The 1,912-nt window shown below is 36.4% G+C and carries 1 protein-coding gene; it reads right to left on the bottom strand.

The features are described from left to right. Nucleotides 1-166: 166 nt before the first annotated feature. Nucleotides 167-1,774 (bottom strand): IS1182 family transposase, encoded by a 1,608-nt coding sequence (locus ACWTVK_RS09510; protein ID WP_456046641.1) that lies wholly within the window; start codon nt 1,772-1,774, stop codon nt 167-169. Nucleotides 1,775-1,912: the final 138 nt, after the last annotated feature.

Raw genomic sequence — 1,912 nt, 5'->3', positions numbered from 1 at the left:
AAAGGGGCTGTAACAGAATGCGGTTTCACCGCATTCTAGTTGCAGTCCCTTTAAAATATAAGAAACACCAAGAAAATTAGATTTGTAAAATCGTATATTTTCTTGGTGTTTCTTGTTTTTAGGCGCACTTAAATAGGCCTTTAGGCCTATTTAAAAATTTCTTGGTTTAAGCAGTTTGTTTTGCAGTAAATAATGTTGTATTAACTCGTCCTGCTTGTATTCTGTTATGTAATTTTGCTAGATTGAATCCCATGGACAAGAGATATAGCATCTTATGCACGTTTCCACTGCCACGGTGTAAAAATCGTCTAAATCCAAGATCTTGTTTTAACACACCAAAGGCACCTTCTACTTGAATGGAACGGTTCATTCGTAATTGAATGCCTGTATCACTGAGTAATCTATCTTGGTTCTCTGCCAGTACGGCATCATACGCAGGTGTAATTTCAATTCTTTTTACTGGATTTTCTGTCGTTGGTTTCACATACCGTTGGCATTCCTTTTTGTATCCACATCGGTTACAAGACTCACAAATATATACCTTTCGCTCAGATACAAATCCTGTTTTGTTTTCCGCCTTACGCGTGAAGGCATATTTTAATTTACGTCCTTTTGCACATGTAAATGCATCTTCTTCAGGTATATACTCCATATTACGAGCTTTGCTAATATCTTTCGTCCAAGTTCTAGTTTTCGCTTTTTCGTAATATTGAGGCTTTATACAAGATAGGTAATGGTTGTTCTTTAACCAAGTTAAGTTCTCATGGCTATCATAACCAGCATCAGCTACCACATATGTGAAGTGGCGGCTATGAATCTGTTCTAATTGCTGTACAAATGGAATTAATGTATTCGTATCGTTGGACTTAGAAAATACACCAATACCCATAATATATTCAGAATGAACGGCTAATTGTACATTGTAGGCAGGTTTAAGCTGTCCATTACGCATATGGTCTTCCTTCATACGCATAAACGTCGCATCAGGATCTGTTTTAGAATAACTGTTGCGTTCACCCATAATATACAATTGCTGTTCGTATTCTTTTCGCTTCTCATATAAAGCTTCTGCTCGCTCGTACAATCGTTGCAGTGGTGTTTTATGCTTACCTTTTCCTTGTACGAGTTCCATATGTTTTACTTCAATTTCTTTAGCGAGGAAGGTATATATACACTCATCATTCATACAATGGGTATCTAGCCCCAATTCATTCCAGATGTCTTGCTTTAATATAGCTAATTTAGATGGTAATGTATCTAGTCTTTTTTGCACGGCTTTTCGCCAGACAAATGTATACTTGTTGGCATTAGCCTCTAGTTTAGTTCCATCAATAAAGACTTCATTGAATGTTAAGGTATCATGTCTGTTAATAGCTTCCATCAACTGTGAAAACAGATTCATTAAGATATCTAGTGTACAACGGGCAAAAAATCGTTGGAATGTCATATGACTTGGGGCTGAATAGCCTTGAAGAAGCCACATATAATTAATATTTTCTTCGCATTGTTGTTGTATCATACGTGTAGAATACACGCCGTTGGACATAGCATAGACAAAAATTTTGAACAGAATATGCGGTGGAACTTTAGATTTTCTCCCTTTAGGAGAATACAAATGCTGTAACTCTTTATAGTCTAATTCCTCCAATACAGCATCAAGTAACCGCACAGGCGCTGTTTCTTTTATCAAAATGCCATAATCCAATGGTAAAACTAGTTGGCGAGGCATTACTAGTTTGGTATAATTAGGTTCATTGGTATGGTTTTGGTTCATAATTTAATTATACCAATGAAGAGGGCCCTTCGGGGCCCTTTTTTCTTAGAAATATAGAAAAAAAGCTGTTAGTTGATCATATAAAATCAACTAACAGCTTTTCTAGTGTTAAGGGGCTGTTTTGTTACAGCCCCTTTT

The sequence above is a fragment of the Veillonella sp. Ser01 genome, assembly GCF_053850375.1.
This window is presented reverse-complemented; position numbering and strand designations above follow the sequence as displayed.

Excerpts from the sequence above, each read along its gene's own strand:
- ACWTVK_RS09510 (WP_456046641.1), bottom strand. The coding sequence starts at position 1,774 with ATGAACCAAAACCATACCAATGAACCTAATTATACCAAACTAGTAATG.